Source organism: Massilia sp. DD77, from assembly GCF_036961685.1.
Taxonomy (GTDB): Bacteria; Pseudomonadota; Gammaproteobacteria; order Burkholderiales; family Burkholderiaceae_D; genus Telluria.
In genome coordinates, this window is the sequence record NZ_JBAMDH010000005.1 from 108,133 (window position 1) to 129,993 (window position 21,861).

Annotated in this window: 12 protein-coding genes and 1 pseudogene; 5 read left to right on the forward strand and 8 right to left on the reverse strand. The window is 64.8% G+C overall.

Annotation, left to right across the window (positions count from 1 at the left end):
* The first annotated feature begins 9 nt into the window (after positions 1-9).
* The 3 genes from V7778_RS04005 to V7778_RS04015 are packed head-to-tail and all read left to right on the forward strand — an operon-like array spanning position 10 to position 5,745.
* Complete coding sequence (locus V7778_RS04005) at positions 10-1,689, forward strand: GH35 family beta-galactosidase (protein ID WP_335552046.1); 1,680 nt, start codon at positions 10-12, stop codon at positions 1,687-1,689.
* A gap of 37 nt (positions 1,690-1,726) precedes the next feature.
* On the forward strand, positions 1,727-4,609 hold the full coding sequence (locus V7778_RS04010; RefSeq protein ID WP_335552047.1) for a TIM-barrel domain-containing protein: 2,883 nt from the start codon (positions 1,727-1,729) through the stop codon (positions 4,607-4,609).
* 50 nt (positions 4,610-4,659) lie between these two features.
* Positions 4,660-5,745: a GDSL-type esterase/lipase family protein gene (locus V7778_RS04015; RefSeq protein WP_335552048.1), complete on the forward strand. Its 1,086-nt coding sequence runs from the start codon at positions 4,660-4,662 to the stop codon at positions 5,743-5,745.
* A 97-nt stretch (positions 5,746-5,842) separates the two neighbouring features.
* Here the strand turns inward: V7778_RS04015 and V7778_RS04020 are convergent, their stop codons facing one another.
* The 6 genes from V7778_RS04020 to V7778_RS04045 form a co-directional block, all read right to left on the reverse strand.
* Complete coding sequence (locus tag V7778_RS04020; protein ID WP_335552049.1) at positions 5,843-7,408, reverse strand: GH39 family glycosyl hydrolase; 1,566 nt, start codon at positions 7,406-7,408, stop codon at positions 5,843-5,845.
* 45 nt (positions 7,409-7,453) lie between these two features.
* The gene (locus V7778_RS04025) at positions 7,454-9,676 is read right to left on the reverse strand and encodes a beta-glucosidase (protein ID WP_335552050.1); all 2,223 of its coding nucleotides are present in this window, start codon (positions 9,674-9,676) and stop codon (positions 7,454-7,456) included.
* A gap of 47 nt (positions 9,677-9,723) precedes the next feature.
* Positions 9,724-11,406, reverse strand: a complete 1,683-nt coding sequence (locus tag V7778_RS04030; RefSeq protein WP_335552051.1) for a sodium:solute symporter family transporter — start codon at positions 11,404-11,406, stop codon at positions 9,724-9,726.
* Positions 11,407-11,463: 57 nt separating this feature from the next.
* Positions 11,464-13,782: a glycoside hydrolase family 31 protein gene (locus V7778_RS04035; protein ID WP_335552052.1), complete on the reverse strand. Its 2,319-nt coding sequence runs from the start codon at positions 13,780-13,782 to the stop codon at positions 11,464-11,466.
* Positions 13,783-13,968: 186 nt separating this feature from the next.
* Positions 13,969-16,965, reverse strand: a complete 2,997-nt coding sequence (locus tag V7778_RS04040; RefSeq protein ID WP_335552053.1) for a TonB-dependent receptor — start codon at positions 16,963-16,965, stop codon at positions 13,969-13,971.
* Between the two features lie 334 nt (positions 16,966-17,299).
* Positions 17,300-17,605, reverse strand: coding sequence for a hypothetical protein (locus V7778_RS04045; RefSeq protein ID WP_335552054.1), 306 nt, complete (start codon positions 17,603-17,605; stop codon positions 17,300-17,302).
* 206 nt (positions 17,606-17,811) lie between these two features.
* On the opposite strand from V7778_RS04045, the gene V7778_RS04050 reads away from it, so the two are divergent.
* Positions 17,812-18,285: a YybH family protein gene (locus V7778_RS04050; RefSeq protein ID WP_335552055.1), complete on the forward strand. Its 474-nt coding sequence runs from the start codon at positions 17,812-17,814 to the stop codon at positions 18,283-18,285.
* 17 nt (positions 18,286-18,302) lie between these two features.
* Here the strand turns inward: V7778_RS04050 and V7778_RS04055 are convergent.
* Both V7778_RS04055 and V7778_RS04060 read right to left on the reverse strand, forming a co-directional pair.
* Positions 18,303-18,931 (reverse strand): annotated as a pseudogene (locus tag V7778_RS04055) (IS1/IS1595 family N-terminal zinc-binding domain-containing protein).
* Between the two features lie 220 nt (positions 18,932-19,151).
* Positions 19,152-20,873, reverse strand: coding sequence for a glycoside hydrolase family 16 protein (locus V7778_RS04060; protein WP_335552056.1), 1,722 nt, complete (start codon positions 20,871-20,873; stop codon positions 19,152-19,154).
* A gap of 561 nt (positions 20,874-21,434) precedes the next feature.
* On the opposite strand from V7778_RS04060, the gene V7778_RS04065 reads away from it, so the two are divergent.
* Positions 21,435-21,851 (forward strand): Rrf2 family transcriptional regulator, encoded by a 417-nt coding sequence (locus V7778_RS04065; RefSeq protein ID WP_335552057.1) that lies wholly within the window; start codon positions 21,435-21,437, stop codon positions 21,849-21,851.
* Positions 21,852-21,861: the final 10 nt, after the last annotated feature.

Here is a 21,861-nt window from a genome sequence, read left to right on the forward strand (position 1 = left end):
GATGATTGCATGACCTCGAACAGGATTTCGCGCCGAGTTTCCCGCCGCCTTGCGCCGCTGGTGCTCGCACTGGCAGCCAGCGGCATGGCCGCCGCCAGCGGCGAGCTGCCGCGCATCGTCGCCAAGAACGGCCGCCACGCGCTGCTGGTCGACGGCCAGCCCTTCCTGATGCTGGCGGGCCAGGCCCACAACTCCAGCAACTACCCGGGCGCGCTGCCCAAGGTCTGGGCGGCGCTGAAGGACGCGCAGGCGAACACCCTCGAGATGCCGGTGGCCTGGGAGCAGATCGAGCCCCAGGAAGGCAAGTTCGACTTCAGCTTCATCGACACCCTGGTCAGGCAGGCGCGCGAGAACAGGATGCGGCTCGTGATCGTCTGGTTCGGCACCTGGAAGAACACCGGCCCGGGTTACCTGCCGGAATGGGTCAAGTTCGACAACAAGCGCTTCCCGCGCATGATCGACAAGGACGGCAAGACCAGCTACTCGCATACGCCCTTCGGCGAGGCGACCCTGGCGGCCGACCGCAAGGCCTTCGTGGCCATGATGGAGCACATCAGGAAGATCGATGCGAAGCAGCGCACCGTGCTGATGGTGCAGGTGGAGAACGAGGTCGGCACCTACGGCGTCGCGCGCGACTTCGGGCCCAAGGCCCAGGCGGCCTTCGAACAGCCGGTGCCGGCCGCCGTGCTGGCGCGCCAGAAGGCCCCCGTGCCAGGTGCGGCCCAGGGCAACTGGCGCCAGGTCTATGGCGACTATGCCGACCAGTACTTCCACTCCTGGGCGATCGCCTCCTACATCGAGGAGATCGCCAAGGCAGGTCGCGCCGTGTACGATCTCCCCATGTTCGTCAACAATGCGCTGCGCGACCCGTTCCCGCAACCGGCTGCTCCCTGGAACAGCAATTTCGCCAGCGGCGGACCCACCTACGACGTGCTGGACATCTACAAGGCCGCCGCGCCCCACATCGATTTCGCCGGCCCCGACATCTACATGCCGGAATCGCACAAGGTCACGGCCATCCTCCAGCAGTTCCAGCGTCCCGACAACCCCCTGATGGTGCCCGAGATGGGCAATGCCGCCGGCTATGCGCGCTACGTCTACCAGGCCTTCGGCATGGGCGCCATCGGCGTCGCGCCTTTCGGCATCGACTATGCCAACTACAGCAATTATCCGCTGGGCTCGAAGTTCACCGACCGCCGCATGGTCGAACCCTTCGGCAAGGTGTTCGGCGTGTTCGCGCCGATGCAGCGCCAGTGGGCCCAATGGGCACTCGAGGGGCGCACCTATGGCGTGGCCGAAGGCGACGACCGTGCGGCCCAGACGGTGGAGATGAAAGGATGGAAGGCCACCGTCTCCTTCCGCGAGTTCCAGTTCGGCGAGCGCCAGTACCTGAAGGACAAGAACGAGTACCAGAGCGGCACCGAAGCGCCGAATGGCGGCCTGGCCATCGCCCAGGTGGGCGATAACGAGTTCGTGCTGGTCGGCCAGCAGGTGCGGGTGAAGATTTCCGGCGCGGGCCCCAACGAGGGAAAGCCCTCGATGTGGGCCCGGGTCGAGGAAGGGCGCTTCGACACCGGCGGCAAATGGGTCATGGAGCGCAACTGGAACGGCGACCAGACCGATTACGGCCTGAACCTCCCGGCCCAGCCGACCGTGCTCAAGGTCAGGCTCGGCATCTACGAACACTGAAAGACGACGAATAACGATGAATAACAGGAGATCGACAATGCGTATGACCCAGGTCACGGCCGCTGTGCTGTTCCTCGCCGCAGGCAACCAGGCCCTCGCGGGCAGCTTCCAGCAAACCGCCAACGGCATCGAGGTCCAGCCGGACGCCGGCAGGGCCAAGCTGGTGCGCCTCAGCCTCATGAGCGACAACATCGTCCAGGTGCTCAAGCTCGACCAGCCGGGCAAGGCCCTGACGCCTTCACTGATGACGGTGGCCAAGCCCTGCGAATGCAGCTTCACCGTCAACAAGCTCGGCGCCGACGCGGTCAAGCTCAAGGCCGGCAAGATCGCGGCCACGGTTTCGCTGAAGGATGGCCGGGTGCAGTTCTTCGACGCGGCCGGCAAGCGCTTCCTGAGCCAGGCCTCCGAGGACATGAAGCCCATCACCGTGGGCGGCAAGCCTTTCCTGGCGATCAAGCAGGGCTTCAACCACGGCACCCGCGACGCCTTCTACGGCCTGGGCCAGCACCAGAACAACCAGATGAACTACAACGGCGAAGACGTGCTGCTGGCCCAGCACAACATGATCGCCTCGGTGCCCTTCGTGGTCTCGGACAAGAACTACGGCCTGCTGTGGGATAACAATGCGATCTCGCGCTTCGGCGACCCGACCCCTTACGCCTGGATGTCGCGCGACCTCGCGCTCGCCGGCGTGGACGGCAAGCCGGGCGGCCTGACGGCGCGCTACTACATCGACGGCAAGCTGGCCCTGACGCGCCAGGAAAAGGACATCGCCTACCAGTACCTGAAGGACCTGGACGAGAACTGGCCGAAGGAACTCCCGCCGCTCAGTGTCCTCAATAAGGACCTGAAGAACGTGCGCGTCGTCTGGGAAGGCACGATGAGCAGCGACAAGCCTGGCGTGCACAAGATGCAGCTGTACTCGTCGGACTATGCCACCCTGACGGTGGACGGCAAGCAGGTCATGGACGTGTGGCGCCAGGGCTGGAACCCGTGGTACCACAACTTCGAGGTGAAGTTCGCGAAGAACAAGCCGGTCAGGATCAAGGTCGACTGGAAGCCTTCGGGCGGCATGATCGCCATCACCCATAACAATCCGCTGCCGCAAGCCGAACGCCACTCGCTCACCATGTCGTCCGAGATCGCCGAGGCGATCAACTACTATGTGATCAGCGCGGACAACATGGACAAGGTGATCGCGGGCTACCGCCACCTGACCGGCCAGCAGCCGATGATGCCGAAGTGGTCCTACGGCTTCTGGCAGTCGCGCCAGCGCTACGAGACCCAGCAGCAGCTGCTCGACACCGTCGCCGAGTACCGCAAGCGCGGCTGGCCGCTCGATAACATCGTGCAGGACTGGTTCTACTGGCCGGAAAACGGCTGGGGCTCGCACGACTTCGACAAGGCGAGATTCCCGGACCCGAAGGGCATGATCGACACCGTGCACAAGCAGAACGTGCGCATCATGTTCTCCATCTGGGGCAAGTTCTACGCCAATACCGACAACTACAAGGAACTGGCATCCAAGGGCCATATGTGGACCAAGAACGTCGAGAACGGCGCCAAGGACTGGGTCGGCCCGGGTTACCTGAACAGCCACTACGATCCCTACACCAAGGAAGCGCGCGACATCTATTACCGCCAGATGAAGACCAAGCTGGTCGACCTGGGCATCGACGCCTGGTGGATGGACAATACCGAGCCGGACGTGCTGTCCAATAGCCGCCTGGAGGACTTCAAGCAGCTCATCGGACCGACCGTCTATGGCCCGGGCGAAGTGACCTTCAATCCCTACAGCCTGGTGCACTCGGAAGGCATGGTCGAGCACCTTCGGAAGGACCAGCCGGATACCCGCCAGTTCATCCTGTCGCGTTCGGGCTTTGCCGGCATCCAGCGCAACTCGGTGGCCGTATGGAGCGGCGATACCGTGGGGCGCTGGAACAACCTGTACGACCAGATCGCCTCGGGCGTGAACATGTCGATGTCGGGTGTTCCGAACTGGACCCATGACATCGGCGGCTACGCCCAGGAGACCCGTTTCCAGACCGGCGATGTCGGTTCGGCCCAGGAAAACCGCGCTACCCAGGCGGCCGCGGCCAACCCGGAAGACCTGAAGGAATGGCAGGAGCTGAACCACCGCTGGTTCCAGTTCGGCGCCTTCTCGCCGCTGTTCCGCTCCCACGGCGAAGTCGTCAAGCGCGAGATCTACAATATCTCGGCCGGCGACGACGCCATGCGCGACAACATGGTCTGGTTCCTGAAGCTGCGCTACCGCCTGATGCCCTATATTTACACGATGGCGGCCGATACCCACTACAACTCGGGCACCATGATGCGCGGCCTGGTGATGGACTTCCCGCACGACGAGAAGGCGAAGAACGTCAAGGACCAGTACCTGTTCGGCCCCTCCTTCCTGGTGGCGCCGGTCAGCGTGTACAAGGCGCGCGACCGCCAGGTCTACCTGCCGGCGGGCGCCGAGTGGTACGACTTCTACACCGGCCAGCGCCACAAGGGCGGCGCCACCATCAAGGTGGCCGCGCCGCGCGACCAGATGCCGCTGTTCGTCAAGGCCGGCTCGGTCGTGACCACCGGCCCCGTGACGCAGTACGTGGACGAAAAACCGGATGCGCCGATCGTCGTGCACGTCTATGCCGGCGCCGACGGCACGGCCACCCTGTACGAGGATGACGGCGTGAGCAATGCCTATGCCCGTGGCGAGGCGAGCCGCATCCCGATCAGCTACGACGACAAGTCCGGTCTCGTCACCATCGGCCAGCGCAGCGGCCAGTACAAGGGCATGCCGCTCAAGCGCGAGTTCAAGGTGCGCGTGATCCGTCCGGGTGTGTCGACCGCGGCGGACATGGACGCCTCGGACAAGTCGGTGGTCTACGACGGCAAGCCGGTCACCATCAAGCTCTGACTCTCCTTTGCCGGGCGCTTCACCGCGCCCGGCTTTTTTTCGCCTATCGCATGAAACCCATCTCTTCTTCATTGCTGCTGGCCGTAGCGAGCCTGTTCTCCGCCGCCCCCCTCCTGGCCGCGACCACGATCCCGCCCGGCCATCCGCACCTGCAGTACACCGGCCGGATCGATGCCGCGGCATCCGGCGCGCCGGTGCTGAGCTTCCCGAACACCGCGATCGCCGGCCAGTTCACCGGAACCTCGCTCGCCATCAAGCTGGACGACCAGCACGGCAAGAACTTCTACAATGTCTTCCTCGACGGCGACCTGGCGCGCCCCACCATCATCGGGGCGGACAAGGGGAGCAAGACCTACCTGGTCGCGAACGGCCTGAAACCGGGCAAGCACCGCTTCCTCATCACCAAGCGCACCGAGGGCGAGGAGGGCGCGACCGTTTTCCTCGGGCTGGAGCTCGACGACAAGGCCGGCCTGCTGCCGCCCCCGCCGCGACCCACGCGCCGCATCGAATTCTATGGCGATTCGATCACCTCGGGCATGGGCAACGAAGCGCCCGACGACGGCGTCGACCACCTGGGCAAGGACAAGAACAGCTTCCGCTCCTATGCCGCCCTGAGCGCGCGCCAGCTGGGCGCCGAGGGGCACTTCATTTCGCAAAGCGGGATCGGTGTGATGATTTCCTGGTTCCCGTTCACGATGCCGGATTTCTACGACCAGGCGAACGCGGTCGGCAACAACGACTCCAGGTGGGATTTCAGCAAGTGGACGCCGGACGTGGTCGTGATCAACCTGATGCAGAACGACAGCTGGCTGATCGGCCGCGACCACAAGCTGCAGCCGGAACCGGATGAGGCACAGCGTATCGCCGCGTACAAGGCGTTCGTCCAGCGCATCCGCGCGCTCTACCCGAAAGCCTATATCGTGTGTGCGCTCGGCAGCATGGACGCCACCAAGACCGGCTCCCCCTGGCCGGGCTATGTCAGCGCCGCCGTGCGCGGCATGCAGGCTGACGGCGACAAGCGGATCGACACGCTGTTCTTCCCCTTCACGGGCTACGGGGCGCACCCGCGCGTCCATCACCACGAAGCCAATGCCCAGCGCTTGAGCGCCTTCATCCGCCGCAAGATGGGATGGTAATCCCTGGGGTGGGCGGGTCTCCCGCCCACCCCAGGGATGCATGACGCAAAAAAAGCCCGCGCAAGCGCGGGCTGTAAGGACGACCCCAAACCTCAGTTCATTTCGTCTTGCTCAGCTTGAGCAGGTAGACATCGTTTTCGCGCATCGGCAGCTCGGTGCTGAAGCTGCCGTCGGCGCCGACCCGCACCAGGCGCTGCTGCGAGGGCTTGCCGGTGGCGGTGGCCTTCAGCGCCGCCACCTGCTGGCGGCTCAACTGCTTCGGCGACCCCATCCCGATATACGCGGTGAAGGCGTCGTTCCGCTTGTAGCCCACTTGCGCGATGCTCAGCGCGTACGCGCCCGGCTGCATGCCCTTGACACTGACCTTGAACGTGCCCTTGTCGCGCGCCGGCAGGTCCTTGATAAAGTACTGCTGGTTGTTGATCTTCTCCGGCAGGGTATGCGTGTAGTCCCACGCCAGCAGGCTCAGGTTGCCCTTGTCGTCGACGGTGGCAAAGGACTTCTGGTCGGCATTCTTCAGCTCGCGCGTGCCTAGCTGATTCAGGAACTGGTAGGCGAAATAGGCCGGTTTCTTGATTCCCTGGGTGTTCATCAGCCCGAAGCCGCCGTGGAAGGCCTCGAAGCGCGGACCGGCTTCCTCGAAGATGTCGGTGAAGACCCAGTAGGACATCGACTGCGCCGCCGGCCCGATCTGCTTCAGCTTGTTCAGGATGTAGGCGGCCTGGTGGTAGCTGTCGTGACTCGGGTCGGCCGGGGTATAGGACGAGCTCCACTCGGTGTAGTGCAGTTCCAGTTTGGGCATGCTGGACGCGGCGATCTCCTTGCGGTTCTTGAGCACGTCGTTGCTGACCGCCCATTCGTCCGTCGACAGCACGGTGCCGGTGGTGCCGAATTCGTCCAGGAAGCCCTGGTTCACGCCATACGAGTGGGTCGAGACGAAGTCCAGCGGCACCTTGTTCTTCTCGGCGTAGGCGATCGTCTCGGGAATCCAGGCCGCGCCGGCGGTCGCCGGCCCGCCGACCCGGTAGCGCGGGTTCACGCTCTTGATCGCGCGCGCGGCGTGGGCGTAGAGCTTGAAGTACTCGTCCTGGGAGCCGGCCCAGAAGTCCCGCAGGTTCGGTTCGTTCCAGACCTCGAAGTACCAGCTCGCGACCTCCTCGGCGCCATAACGTTCGGTCCAGTGCTCGGTCAGTTTCCTGATCAGGGTTTCCCATTTCTCGTAGCTGCGCGGCGGGGTGACGTTGCCCTTCCACCAGAAGATGGTCTTGTCGCCGCTGGCCATCGCCGCGGGCATGAAGCCCAGCTCGACGAAGGGCTTGACGCCGATGCCGAGCAGGTAGTCGTAGAGGGCGTCGATGTACTGGAAGTTGTATTGTTCCTTGCCCTGGGCATCGACCTTGTAGACGCCCATGTCGTCGGTAAGCAGGCCGTGCATGCGGATGTACCGGAAGCCGGCGTCGCGCCTGATCTCGGCCAGCTGCTGCTGCCAGTCGGCGCGCAAGCCTTCGTTGGCGCGGCCGGCGCCGATCACCAGCTTGTGCATCTGGTTGAGTGGACCCTGGATGGCGCGTGCATCGATGGCGATGTTGCGGTCCTGGGCCTGGGCAGCCGGCAGGGTCATGAGGATCGCCGCTACTGCCGGGAGGATGGACTTAAATTGCATTTGTCGATTCCATGAAATAGAAAGCTTGCAAGCCAGGCTGTCCGCCTAGCGGCCGCCCGCCGCGAACTCGCGCGCCGCCAGGCGCACGGTCACGGTCGCCACCGGGGCGTCGGCCGCCGTGGCAAGGATCACCTGGTAGTCGCCGGCCGCGATCTTCCACTTGCCGCTGGCGCCGTCGAAGACGGCCAGGGTGCGCGGATCGACCAGCACGGTGCTGGTACGGCTCTCGCCGGCCTTCAAGGGCACCTTGTCCCAGCCGCCCAGGCGCTTGGGCGCTTCCCATCCGGCCCTGGCCACGTAGACCTGCGGGACCGCCTTGCCGTCGCGCCGGCCGGTATTGGTGGTGCTGAAGCTGACCCGGATCGCGCCCTCGGCCGGTTCGGCCTTCAGGTTCGCATGCGAGAAGCTGGTGTAGGACAAGCCATGGCCGAAGGCAAACAGCGGCTTGTGGCCCTTCAGGTCGAACCACTTGTAGCCGACCGCGGCGCCTTCGATGTTGTAGTCGACGTCGAAGCGGCTGTCCTTGGGCAAGTCGATGCCGTCCAGTTTCGGACGCGGCAGCTGGGCCTCGGATGCCGGGAAGGTCTGCGGCAGGCGGCCGGAGGCGTCGACTTCGCCGCTCAGCACGCGCGCGATCGCTTCGCCGCCATTGCTGCCCGGGTACCAGGCTTCCACCACGCCCGCCACGTTCGGTAACCAGGGCATGGTGACCGGGCCGCCGGTCTGGAGCACGACGACGGTCTTGCGGTTGGCCCTGGCGACGGCCTCGATCAGGGCATCCTGCTTGTTCGGCAACGCCAGGCTCGGCACGTCATTGCCTTCGGAGGTCCACTGGGTGGCGAAGACCAGCACCACGTCGGCGGCGGCGGCGGCCTTGGCGGCCGCGGCCAGGTCCTTGCCGTCGTTCCAGCTCAAGACGGCTTTGGTCCGCTTGGCCAGGGCCTGCATCGGGGAATCCGGGAGGTAGGCCATCGGACCCGGCCACTGCTTCGGTCCCTCGTTCGGCACCGCCAGGCCGCCGCGCGGATAGACCTGGGCCGAACCGCCGCCTGAGAGCACACCCTTGTTGGCATGGCCGCCGATGATGGCGATGCGCTTGACGTTGCCTGCGAGCGGCAGCACGCCGCCGTCGTTCTTGAGCAGGACGATGCCTTCCTCGGCATCGAGCTGCGAGATCTTGCCGTGGGCCGTGTAGTCGATCTTTTGCGATTCGTCCTTGACCGGATGATCGAGCGCGCCGTGCGCGCCCAAGGCCCACAGGATGCGCCTGGCCATGTCGTCCAGGCGGCTTTCCGGCACGTGGCCGTTCTGCACCGCTTCCTTCAGGGCGCCGTCGAAGTAGGGCGACTTGTCGAAGGGGTAGCCGGACTGCTGGTCCAGGCCGCTCAAAGCGGCCGGGATGGTCGAGTGGGTCGCGCCCCAGTCGGACATGACATAGCCCTTGAAGCCCCAGTCGCCTTTCAGGACCTTGTTCAGGAGATGATCGTGCTCGCAGGCGTAGGGACCGTTGACGCGGTTGTAGGAGCACATGACCGAGCCCGGGTTGCCGCGCTCGATGGCGACCTGGAAGGCCAGCAAGTCGGACATGCGGCCGGCCGGGTCGGCGATCTTCACGTTTACCTGGTTACGGCCGGTTTCCTGGTCGTTATAGGCGAAGTGCTTGAGGGTCGAGACCACGTGGTTGGACTGCACCCCTGCGATCTGGGCGCCGGCCATGACGCCCGCGAGCAGGGGATCCTCGCCGGTGTATTCGAAGTTGCGGCCGTTGCGCGGCTCGCGCGCCAGGTTCACGCTCCCCCCCAGCATGACGTTGAAGCCCGACAGGCGCGCCTCCTTGCCGATCATGGCGGCGCCCTTGAAGGCCAGCTCCGGGTTCCAGGTGGCCGCGGTGGCGATCCCCGCCGGCAGGCTGGTACGCTCGCGGACCTTCTTGCCCGGCTGGGAAGCCACGCCGATGCCGGCGTCGGTCAGCCACTGGGCGGTGATGCCGAGGCGCTCGATGCCCTTCACATAGCCGGCCGACTGGACCAGGGCTTCCTTGGGTGGCTGCTTGCCCTGGAATTCGGTACCGAAATAGCCGAACACCAGGCTGATTTTCTCGTCCAGCGTCATCTGGCTGACCAGTTTGGCGGCACGCGCCTGGGCCGGGTCCTGCGATTGCGACTGCGGCTGCGGCGCGCTCTGCGCCGCAGCGGGCAGGGTGAACTGGACGGCGAATGCAGCGGCAAGGGCGAGCGCCCAGCGGGTTGGCTGCAAGGGCTTGGTCATGGATCGGTCTCCTAATTCGTTGTTGTGAGGGTGGTGCGATGAGAGCGTTACCACCAGATACTGTACACCGCCAGCAGGCCGAGGCAGATGATGGCCGAGCCAAGCGCGAAACCCGGCTCGACCTTGAACATGCCGCGGTCGATCTCGATATGGTGGCGGGTTTCGGCGCCGTGCTTGGGGAAGAGCTTGCTGATCAGGACCATGCCGATCACGACCACCACGAAGTCGATCGCCATGCGGTCGAGGAAGGGTATCTCGTAGACGCCGGCGGCGTTCGGCACGGCGAAGCCGATCGGCGCCAGGAAGGACAGGTCTATCAGATCCGGCAGGAACTTGAGGATGATCGAGCCGATGAAGCCGCCGATGGTCGCGAACATCGCCGCGCCCGCCGTCGCGGGCTTCCAGAAGAAACCGAGCAGGAACATGGCCAGGATGCCGGGCGAGACGAAGCCCGTGTATTCCTGGATGTACTGGAAGCCGCCTTTCTTGTCGATGCCCATGTAGGGCGCGATCAGGACCGCGGCCAGCATCGCGACGACCACGGTAACGCGGCCGATCCACACCATGCGCTGCTCCGAGATGTCGTGGTTGATCGCCTTCTTGTGGATGTCGAGGGTATAGATGGTGGCGATGCTGTTGGCCTTGCCGGCCAGGGAGGCGACCACCGCGGCCGTGAGCGCCGCGAAGGCCACGCCTTTCAGGCCGGACGGCAGCAGCGACAGCAGGACCGGGTAGGCGCGGTCGGGGTTCATGTCGCCGCCCACGCCCATGGTGGCGCCGAGCGCGCCGCTTTCGTGCAGCACATAGGCCGCGATGCCCGGCAGGACCACGATCACCGGCATCAGCATCTTGAGGAAGGCGGCGAACAGGATGCCCTTGCGCGCCGTCTTGAGGTCGGCGCCGAGGGCGCGCTGGATGATGTACTGGTTGCAGCCCCAGTAGTTCAGGTTCACGATCAGCATGCCGCCGATCAGGATCGACAATCCCGGCAGGTCCATGTAGTTCGGGTTGTCGCGCGCGAACACCATGTCGAAGTGACCGGGCGCCTTCTCCAGCAGCAGCTGGAAGCCGGCGCCGATGCCCTGCATGCCCTGCTGGGCCGCCACCAGGTCCAAGGCCAGCCAGGTGGTGACCAGGCCGCCCGCCACCAGGAAGAACACCTGGATCACGTCGGTGAAGCCGATCACCTTCATGCCGCCGAGGGTGATGATCACCGCGAAGACGGCCAGGAAGACCATGCAGAACCACAGGTTCAGGCCCGCGATGGCGCTGATGGCCAGCGCGCCGAGGTACAGGATCGAGGTCAGGTTGACCACCACGTAGAGCAGCAGCCAGAACACCGCCATGATCGAGGCCACGCGCTTGCTGTAGCGCTGCTCCAGGAACTGGGGCATGGTGTAGATGCCGTTCTTGCGGTAGACCGGCATGAAGAACACGGCCACCAGGATCAGGGTCAGGGCCGCCATCAGCTCGTAGACCGCGATCGCCATGCCCATCTTGAAGCCCGAGCCGCTCATGCCGATGAACTGCTCGGCCGAGATGTTCGAAGCGATCATCGAGGCGCCGATGGCCCACCAGGTCAGCGAGCCCTCGGCCAGGAAGTAGTCGTGCGAGGCCGAGCCGCTGGTCTTGCGCTTGCGCTGGTAAACCCAGATGCCGTAGCCGGCGACGACCACGAAGTAGACGAAGAAAACGAAGGTGTCGAGCGAAGAGAAAGTCTGGTTCTGCATGTTTCCATCCCTGGCGCCGCCGGATGTCGACCATCCGGCGGCGCCTGTGGCAAGCCTTTAGCGGCCGATGACCTTGACGAGTTTGGCGGCATTGGCGGCGAAATCCTTCTCGCCGCCGGTGGCGGAGAGCTTGCCCTCGGCCTGGTTCCAGCGCAGGCGCCCGATGACCGTGTTCTTGCCCTTTTCATAGTCGTAGGACAGGCCATCGTCGTCGTAGAACGCGAACTCGGCGTCCTTGCCCGGATAGACCAGGATCTGGGCGATGGCCTGCTTCGTTGCCGTCGACTGGACCGGCGCACCCAGCGGCACGATGGAACCCGCCTTGACGAAGACCGGGATGCGGTCGATCGGGGCCTGCGCCTTGATCCAGCGTCCGCCGGCAAGCTTCTCGTTGGTCCAGAAGTCATACCAGTCGCTGCCCGCCGGCAGGTAGACGTCTTTCTCCACCTGCCCCTGTTCCGTGACCGGGGCGACCAGGAAGGCTGGGCCGAACATGTACTGGGTGCCGATATTCGCCACGTTCGGGTCGTGGCTGAAGTCCATCCACAGCGGGCGCATGAAGGGCGCGCCGGTGTCGTAGGTCATCTTGGCCTGGCTGTACATGTAGGGAATCAGCTGGTAGCGCAGGGCGTTGAACCTGGCCATCACGGCTTCCGCCTGCTTGCCGAAGGACCAGATTTCATTCTCCTTGCGCGAGCCGTGCAGGCGCAGGGTCGGGGTGAAGGCGCCGAACTGGAACCAGCGGGTGAACAGTTCCGGGTAGTCGTGGTAGTCACCGACCACATTGCGCGCGTCCGAGGGATCGAGCAGCGGCGCCTTGGTGGCGTGGCTCTTGGCCGGCAGATGCTGCCAGCCGCCGATGTCGCTGCCGTAGTAGGCGATGCCCGAGGCGGTCATGTTCAGGGCGGTGGGTACCTGGCGCGCCAGGGCTTCCCAGGTCGAGTGGATGTCCGAGGACCAGAACAGGGCGCCGGTACGCTGCGAGCCGAGGTAGGCGGCGCGCGCCAGCACCATGGCGCGGCGGTTCGGCTTCCACGCCCGCATCTGCTCGGAGAAGCCTTCGACGTGCACCAGCGGATACAGGTTGTGGTAGCGGTCCCCCGAGCCGACCGAGTAGAACAGGCCGGTCGGCACCAGGTCCGGTTCGGTTTCGTCCAGCCACGGGTAGTCGAAGCCTCGGCCAAGGATGTTATCGCGCGCCTTTTCGAAGAACCACTTGCGCGCCGCCGGGTTGGTCGAGTCGATCAGGCCGCCGGTGCGGTCGGAGCGGAAGGGCAGCCCGTCCTGGGTCTTGCCGTCCTTGTCCTTCAACATGTAGCCCTTGGCGTCCAGCTCGTTGAAGTAGCGGCCGGCGGTTTCGAAGCGCGGCCAGATCGAGATGATCGACTGCATGCCCATGTCGTGCAGCTTCTTGTTCATGCCCTCCGGGTCCGGGTACTGGGCCGGGTCGATGTCGAGCTGGCCCATGCGGGTCCAGTAGAACCAGTCGACCACCATGATGTCCAGCGGGTAGCCTTTCTGGCGGTAGGTGTTTGCCACGCGCATGACCTCGTCCTGGCTTTCGTAGCGGGCCTTGGACTGGATCAGGCCGAAGGCGGCCTTGGGCGGAATCGGGGTCTTGCCGGTCAGGCGCGCGTAATTCGTGTACAGGTCCTGCACATTGCTGCCGGTGATCACGAAGAAGCTGACGCGCTCGCCGACGTTGGACTGGAAGCGGGTCTGGCCATTGATCGCGGCCGTGAAGCGGGTCGCGGACGGATTGTCCCAGACGATGGCATAGCCCTTGGACGAGATCATGAAGGGCACGCATACGGATTCGCCGCCCGGGGCGTCGTACCAGTGCTTGCAGTCCAGGATGCGGCCGCGCAGGGACAGCGCCGACATCGATTCCTGGTTCTGGCCCATGCCGTAGTAGTGCTCGTCGGCTGGCGCGAAGAACGAGGCCCCGACCTGCCAGGTCTTTTCGCCGTTGACGGTCTGGGGCGACATTTCCCAGCCCAGCATGTCGAGGATCTGTTCACCCATGGCGTTCTTCACCTGCAGCCCGACCGGAGCCAGCGAGGGGGCGAAGTATTTCTCGCCCTGGCTAGGCACACGCGGCGCCGGCGCCGGGTTGATGCGCACGCTCATGCCCTTCGAGGCGAACACGTCGCCGTCCTTGCCGGGGGTGTGGCGGAAGGCGCTGTTGTCGGCATGATTGGCCAGGATGCCGTAGCCGGGGCCTTTCAGCGCCTCGGCCTTGTCGGCGGCGATGCTGACGTGCAGGATGTTGGGGCCGTAGGCTTCGACCGCGACCCAGGCGCCGCTGCGGTCGAGGGTGACCAGCGGCGCGGCGACGGCGCCGGCGGTGAGGGTGGAAACGAGGGCGAGAAGCACTGCCTTGGCCGGCCCGGTGGTTCGTGGTGAAGAAAGTGCCGGGCGCTGCCGGATCGACGTGCTTGTCATGCCTTGTCTCCCTGTGTTCTTGGGTCGCGCGCGGCAGGCTGCGCCGGCGCGCGACGGTGTGGGGTGTGTGGTGAGCAAGGTGCGGACCGCCGGCAGGCGGCCCGCACCGGGACTGGCTTAGAACGACATGCCCAGGCGGACGCTGTAGCGCGGGCCGGTCACGAACCAGGCGCGGCCCTTGTCGCCGATGTGCTGGGTCATCAGCTGGCGATACTTCGAGTCGGTCAGGTTCTGCGCCTGGAAGTCCAGGCGGATGTTGTCGTTGAACTTGTAGCTGACGCCGCCGTCCAGCTGGCCGTAGTCGTCCGCCCAGATCGGCAGACCCCAGGCGATGTTGCGCTGGCCGAAGGTCGGGCTGGCCGGGTTCGTGTCGAGACCGTCGCCACCCTGGGTACCGTTGTTGTTGGTGCCCATCAGGTTCTTCGAGCGCCAGCTATAGGCCAGGCGGGCGGACCACGGTCCCTTGTCGTACAGCAGTGCGAAGTTGTACGAGTTCTTCGACAGGTACTCCAGCGGCAGGTCGCCGAAGGTGCGGCCGTCGACGTCGCAGCCGTTCAGGTTCAGGTTCAGGTTGGCCGCGCTGTTGCCGCCCGAGCAGTATGGCGAGAACACCGGGGTGTAGAGGTGACGCTTGCTGTCCACATAGGTGTAGTTCGCCTGGACGCCGAAGCCCGACATCCAGCCCGGCAGGCGGTCGAAGTACTGCTGGTAGGCGAATTCCGCACCGCGCGCCGTGCCGCGGGCGCCGTTGATCGGCGAGGTCACCGTGAAGTCGACCGGACGGCCGGCCGCGTCGTTCAGGGTGGTGGTCGACAGCTGCTTGACGATGATGTCCTTCAGGCGCTTGTCGAAGATCGCGAAGGTCACCGAGCCCGCCTGTGCGAAGTACCATTCCGCGGTCAGGTCGAGGTTGCGCGCGGTGATCGGGCGCAGCATCGGGTTGCCGGTGGCCTCGCCTGTGTGGTTGACGTTGGTGACATTGGTCACGCCATCGGTGGTGGTCGAGGTCACGCCCTGGTTCAGGGTGGTGTAGGCCTGCAGCTGCGAGAAGTCAGGACGCGACATGGCCTTGCCGAAGGCCAGGCGGAACTGCAGCTTGTCGCTGACCTTCATGCGCAGGTTCAGGCTCGGCAGCCAGTTGTGGTACGAGTTCTCGTAGTCCATGCGGCCCGCGAAGGGCGCGATCGACGGCACCGGCACACCGGTCGGCGAACCGCCCGGATTGAAGGTCGGGTTGAACACGGTGTAGCCGAACGAGGTCGAATCGGTCTTCACGTAGCGCACACCCACGTTGCCATCGATCGGGAAGCGCAGGTTGTCGAACTCGAAGCGCAGCTGGCTGTAGAGTGCCTTGGTCTTTTCGGACTGGTCGTTGGTGCCGGCCGGGTTGTTGCCGCCGAAGGCAGCCGCCTTCCATGGGTCGCAGGTGCCCCAGCCCTGGATCGCCGCCTGTTCCGCGCACAGGATGTCGTGGAACTTGTGCAGCTGCTCGTAGGTGGCCGGGTAACCCTGGGCCAGCGATTTGGCAGGGAAGACCACCGCCGGCACGCTCACGTCGCCGCCGAAGAAGTTGTTGAAGCTGTGCAGGCTGGTTGGCGCCTGGAAGCGCGGATCGCTCAGGTAGGCGAGGTCGGGGATGTTCCAGCCGACCTGCCAGGTCTGCGAGACGGGCACCCAGTTGTAGCTCGGGTTCGAATTGACCGTGGTCGCGTCGCGGTCGCTCAGGCGGGCGCCGAAGCGGATGTCGCGCAGCACCGGATGGTCGAACTGGAACTTGGCGTCGCCTTTCCAGGCTTTCGAATCGGCCTTGCTGCGGTCCAGGTGGTCCATCGTGAACGCCCAGTAGTAATTCTTGGGGTTGCGCAGGTAGGCCAGGTCGCTGGCGTCGAAGATCAGGCGCGGCACGTCGCCGGTCAGGTCGACCTGTTCCTTCGGCATCTTGAGGCCGGTGGCCACGGTGGAGTCGAAGCCGCTGGTCTTGGCCTTGACGTACTGGAGGTCGGAGGTGAAGGTCCAGCGGTCGTTCGGCCGCCACTCGATGTTCCAGGCGAGGTCGGTGGTGTCCGAATCGCGGGTCGAGGTGCGGACGTCGTCGCCGAAGTTGATGCCGCCGTTGGTCGGGTTGGTCAGCACACCGGTCAGCAGGGCGCCGGCCGCGTCATAGGTGCCGTTGGTCACCTGCAGGTCGTAAGGCGTGCCTTCCTGCGAGAAGATGGCCTGCTCGTCCCACTGCATCTTGTACTTCGACTTGAAGTAGGTGACGTGACTCTTGAGGGTGTTATCGAGCTTCCACTGCAGAGCGCCGTAGAGGCCCTGGCGCTCGCGCTCGAATTCCAGGGTGCGCCACTGGGCGCCCTTCGGCACCCAGACGGTGCGGCCGGTTTCCAGGTTGTTGCGCGGGTAGTAGGGCTCGACCTGGAAGGCGTCGGTGCGGGTGCCGCTTTCCGAGCTGGCCAGGTTGAACAGGGCGCCGAATTCGCCGGCGCCGGTCTTCCAGCGGTTCGAGTAAAGGAAGGAGCCGGATGGATTGACCTTGCCTTTCTTGAGTTCCGAGTAGGTGCCTTCGACCGAGCCCGAGATACGCTGGCCCTTGATGTCGAACGGCAAAGCGGTGCGCAGGTTGACCAGGCCCGAGATGCCGCCTTCGATCTGCTCCGCGGACGGGTTCTTGTAGACGTCGACGCCGGCCATCAGCTCGGGCGGCACGTCTTCGAAGTTCAGGGCGCGGCCGCCGTTCGCCGAGAAGGAATCGCGGCCGTTCAGTTCCGAGCGTACCCAGGTCAGGCCGCGCACCGAGACGCCCGAGCCCTCGACAGAGAAGTGTTCCGGATCGCCGCGCGACATCTGGCGGTCGATGGTCACGCCCGGCACGCGCTGCAGCACTTCGGTGACGGAGCGGTCGGGCAGCTTGCCGATGTCTTCGGCGACGATCGAATCCACGACTTCGTCGGCGTTTTTCTTGAGCTGCTGGGCGCTGTTCAGCGCGGCGCGCTGGCCGGTGATCGTGACGACTGCGGGATCCTTGGCCGGAACATCCTCCTGCGCGAAGGCGGCGGACATCCAGCACACGTGGGCGACGCCCACGGCGATAGCCGTCTTGTTGAAATGCCTCATGTTGTTGTCTCCATCCGTTGTTTATCAGCGCCCGTCTTCTGGGGCTCTTTGATGTAGCGCTACCATACAGAACGCGTGCTCGGCTGCGCAACCTGTCAAGTAATATAACACTAAATGTTATGCGCAACCATTAATTCTCATGGGATTTTCGTCAATACGTTTTCGCTCCTTTCGCGGGGTGGAGCGCCGGTTCACAATTGGTGCTATGCGTCAGAGGGAGAAGCGCTGTTTGACGGCGCCCGCAACTGCCGGATTTCACGAGGAAAATCGGCGCGCGCCGGGAGCGCGGCGCAACCCGTTGAATGTGTACCGGCGACGCGGAGTGTGAGCGCGATCATTTCCCTTGTGCAGTGCATAATGTTGTTTTTTGAGCAGCCGGCCGGCGCGCCAGGCGTGCGCAAGCAGCGAGTGTCCGGTAGCTGAATCGGCTCATCCGCACGGAGCACTCGCCAATGTTGTAGCCGCCAAGGTTCAGGCCCAGAAAACCGCCGAACACGTTCTGGTGCATTTCCGTGGCCTCTATTCGCATCGCGTGCGGCTGCCAAGTGGCGGGGTCGCCGCGCGAACAACCGCAGGTGATGGCGTTGTCGTCCTTGGTAACGCGAATACGCAGGCGCGGGGTGTCCGGCTTCCCCTTCATTCAGCCCTGTTCCCCGGCCGCCATCGAACACAGAAGTATTGGCGCTAACATGCCAGTTGGGTGAATGTGCTGCCGTGTTGAAGTGGACCAAGGCTGGCGGATGGCGTCGCGTCGACCCAGACTGGAAATACATATCAATTTTTCATGGCCCACCGCGACAGCGTTCGCTAGAATCCGGCGATGTCCAATATAGAAAGGGAGATGAGATGCGTGCTTACCTGATGGCGCCGATGCTGGCGGCCGTACTGAGCCTGGCGCCGGCGGTGGCGCAAACCCTGCCGTCCGTGAGCGTGCCGCCGGACGTGGAGCGCGTGCTGCGCGACTATGAAAAGGCATGGGCCGCCAACGACGCGAAGGCGCTGGCCGCCCTGTTCGCGGAGGACGGCATCGCCTTGCCGAGCAACCAGCCACCGGCGCGCGGCAAGGAGCGGATCGCCCAGGCCTACGCCGGCGGCGGCGCCATGCCGACCTTCCTGCGCGTGATCGACTACCGGGCATCCGGCGACCTGGCCACCATCGTCGGCGCCTACGGCCCGGCGGGGCAGGCGCGCGACTTCGGCAAGTTCGTGCTGGTGCTGCGCCGTGTGGACGGGCGCTGGCTGATCGCGGCCGATATCGAGAACGCGAATATGCGCATGGGGCCGCCGCCGGGTCCGGCGCCCAAGCCGGCCGCCGGATAAAAAAGGCGCTGTTCCCGTTATGTGTTGAAGACGCCGATCGCACAGCGCAGAAATCGCTCTGGCGTGGCGATGCGCGCCCCGTCGAGCGCCCATTGCCAGCCCAGGTAATTCGGCAGGTAGCGCGAAGCAACGCCATGAAAGCGCGCCAGCCATTGCCGGAAGCGCCGGTGGTAAGCATTCACGTTTTGCACGTGAACGGCGCCACGGACGCGCTCGCCGGCGCGAAGGTTGACGAGCGCGAGCCCTTCTGCGACTCCAATAGGAATAATTCGTCGGCTTCGGCAATGCCTGCCAGCCGCTCTGGGCGGTCGTGTTTGACGAGCGCGAGAAAGCGGTGGCGCCAGCGGAAGCTCGTGTCGCGGTGCACCTCGACCGCCTTGGCGCTGGTCCGTACGCTCTTGGCATCGAGCATGTTGCCGAGGTAGCCGAGCCACTTGGCGCGGTGGCGTAGCCGCGACAAGGGCGTGCCGCTCAGGGCCGTGAAGGTCCTGCCGCAAGGGCGGCAGCGGTAACGCTGCAGTCCCCGGCTGTAACCGTGCCGATAGGAACGCCGCGCCTGACATGAAGGACAGCAAGGATCCGGCGCCGCGCATGCAATCGCCTCGCACACCTGGTCCAACCCGACCGCCGGCCGCAAGGCATCCATCAGTTAGAGACGCTGGCGCCTGGTCAGTAGGGAAAGCTGCCGCAGCCACCTGCCAAAGCGTTTCGTTTCCATCGCTGCTCCGCTGGTCTGTGAGATCGGGTTGGACTCCGACAAAGCTCGACAGTTCAAATTCAACACACAGCGGTGACAGCGCCTAAAAAAGCCCGCGCACGGCGGGCAGCGGCTCACGGCGCCCCTCCGAGGCGCCGTGCTTTCAGACTTACTTCATCGTATAGCTTTGCTGGGCCGTGTCGACGGCGAAGTTACGCGCCGTGTCCCAGTAGGTGAAGCTGTAGCGCACCACGTCGCCGATCTTGAGGCCGCCGGCGATATAGGTGCTGGCGCCGCCGTCCAGGCGCATGCGCACGTTCTGCTGCACCCCGTTGTTGACCGTGTAGTGCACGTCGGCCCAACTGCCGGTGTTGGCCGTGAATTGCAGGTTGGTGGCCGAGGTCTGGGTCACGTAGGTCGGGCCGGTTGGCGGCGGCGGCTCGGTGGTGGTGGTGCCGGAATCCCAGACGACGTCGTCGATCGCGAACTGGAAGCCGGCGCCAGGCAGGCGGTTCGCGTCGCTCGAGATCATGAAGATGTCGAGGATCGATTGCAGCGCCACTTTCGGGCCGACCAGGGTACTCACCGGGATGGTCGCCGTCGCCCATTCTCCGTTGCGCACGAGGCCGTGCGTGGTGGTGTTGGCCGGGAAGTTCACCCAGTTCTGGTTGGTATAGGTGTCGCCGATGCCGATGTTGAAGGAGACGTTGGCCGGGATCTTGATGCGGAACTTCACCGTGCCGTTGCGGAAGTTGCTCAGGTCACGGGCCTGGCGCGACTGCACGCCGCCGCCGAACCACTGACCGGGCGCGGTGTAGTTCCAGGCGATCACGTTGCTGCCCTCATAGGGCGGGATGTTGCCGGTGCCGGTGGAGGCGCCGTTCCACAGGAAGATGTCGGAGGTGGTGCCGGCCACCAGCTTGTTGTTGACGGTCGTGGTGTCGGTGAAGACGCCGAATTTTCCCACTTCCGGCACGGTCTGGTTGCCGAGCTTGACGGTGCCCTTGCCGTCGAGCTGGTAGACGCGCACATAGTCGACGTACATGGTGGCCGGCAGCGGCGCCGTCACCTGGCCGGGCGAGGCGGCGTCGGTGAAGTTGCCGCCTACCGCCAGGTTCAGCAGCAGGTAGAAGGGGGCCTGCAGGGCCGTGGAATTGACCGGCAGCGGCGCATCGTACATATTCCGCTCGACGCCATTGTCGACCACGGTGAAGCGCATTTCGCTCTCGGTCCAGTACAGCCGGTAGGTGACGAAGCGGTTGGCGAGCGAGGTCGAGGGCACGTACCAGTTCTTGGTCTGCCAGGCGGTCGACGCGGCGCAGCTCTCATTGCCCGGCACGCAGGCGGCCTGCTGCCAGGTGATCACATTGGAGCCGACGAAGTTGTTCGCCGATGGCGAGCCGGCCGCCGCGCGCACCGAGGCCTTGTGGCCCATTTCCATGATGTCGATCTCGCCGTTGCGCGGCCAGGTCTGCGGGCTCACGCCCAGCATCCAGGCGGCCGGCCAGAGTCCGGTGGCGATATTGGGCGTGCTCATGCGAACTTCGACCATGCCGTACTGCACCTGGACCTTGCCCTTGGTATCGATCTTCCCGGACGTGAAGACATTGCTGCCGACCGTCTGGCTGCGGGCCTGGATGGCCAGGGCGCGGGTGCCGGATTCGAAGGGCACGTTGGCGATCGAGACGTTGTTCGGGCTGTAGTACTGGAGCTCCGCATTGCCGTAGCCACAAAGGTTGATCTGGCAGCCGTTGCCGTCGGTGGCGGTCCAGGCGCTCGAGTTCAAGCTGCTGCCGTTGAACTCCTCGGACCACAGCAGCTGGCCGATTGCCGGATTGGTAACGCTCGCCGTGGCCTGGGCGCCCCAGGCCAGCAGCAAACCGGCGGCCATTGTCTGGAAAGGTTTCCATTTAAAGTGATGATTTTGCTTATGCTTATTCACTTCGACTCCTCTATTAACTCCAAAGAAAAGTGGATGCAGCCGCTGGGGGCGCTCCACACTGGGTCCAACTGCGCGGTTGGTTCTGAGAATTCTCGAGAAAGCTGGTGCTGGAAACGTTTCCATTCGGAACCCGAGAAAATATATGCCGATTTTGAAAACCCGTCAAATCGAACCGTGCGGCGCGGGACGGGGCCAGGAGAGTTGTTGAGGACGCCTTGAGCTAGCTCAAGATTGCCTACTGAAACTCGACGAGTTGCGCATTCCACGCTTTCTGGTACTCGACGAGTTGCGGTTTCTGCCTCTACTTTTCTGCAGCTTACGAGGTGTCGGACTCGGCGACCCGCGCACAGCCCTCGTAACTCCAGGAGTGGCGGAGCCCGGTGCGAGCCATGCTGCGGCGACGGTTCACCCAGCTCTTGCACGCTCTTGCAACTCGTCGAGTTGCGAAATCTCCACGCTATATCGCAACTCATCAAGTTGCGCTATCCTGCCGGCCGGGAGAGCTTAACAATGAGAAATGATTTTCGCCTGTCGAGGATGCTGCATGTCCTCATCCACCTGCATGGCCGGAAAGGCGCCGCCAGTTCCGAGGAAATCGCGGCCATGCTGGATACGAATCCCGTACTGGTGCGCAGGATGATGGCCGGACTGCGCACGGCCGGCTACGTCCAGTCCGCGGGCGGACGCGGCGGGGGCTGGACCCTGGCCGCCGACCCCGACACGATCACCGTGCTGGATGTCTACCGCGCGCTCGAGGAGCCCGTGATCTTTGCCATCGGCCCCAGCGTCGACCATCCCGGCTGCGCCGTCGAAGAAGCGATCACGGGCACCCTGAACGTCGCCCTGGCCCAGGCGGCGGGCTCACTGTTGCGGCAGTTCGGGGAGATCCGCCTGTCGGCCTTCCTGCCCGCGCCGCCGCCCGGATAGGCGCGGCGCA